The following is a 208-nucleotide window of genomic DNA, read 5'->3' as shown; positions in this document are numbered from 1 at the left end:
GCGCGAGCGATGCTTTGGCGATTCGTACGAACAATAGCCTCACCTGCTCTCCGGAAATCGATCAACGCGAAAAGTGAGATTCCAAAATGCGGCGAAGCGCCTCCGAGCGGGAAAGGCCGTGCTCGGCGCTATAGCTGTCCAACCGGGCCCAGAGCTCGTCCGCAAGCGTCATGGATACCTTCTTGGTCGTACCGATGCCTTTGCGGCC

The 208-nt window shown here is 59.1% G+C and carries 1 protein-coding gene; it reads right to left on the bottom strand.

Features of this window, described 5'->3' with window-relative positions; all coding sequences use genetic code 11:
- Nucleotides 1-61: 61 nt before the first annotated feature.
- A complete protein-coding gene (locus tag AB3351_RS23685; RefSeq protein ID WP_371149565.1) occupies nt 62-172 on the bottom strand; it encodes a hypothetical protein in 111 nt (36 codons plus the stop codon).
- Between the last annotated feature and the right edge of the window lie 36 nt (nt 173-208).

The organism is Aneurinibacillus sp. REN35 (assembly GCF_041379945.2).
Classification (GTDB): Bacteria; Bacillota; Bacilli; order Aneurinibacillales; family Aneurinibacillaceae; genus Aneurinibacillus.
The sequence above is the reverse complement of the archived record's forward strand: the minus strand, read 5'-3'. Positions and strand labels throughout refer to the sequence as shown.

Excerpts from the sequence above, each read along its gene's own strand:
- AB3351_RS23685 (WP_371149565.1), bottom strand. The coding sequence starts at position 172 with ATGACGCTTGCGGACGAGCTCTGGGCCCGGTTGGACAGCTATAGCGCC.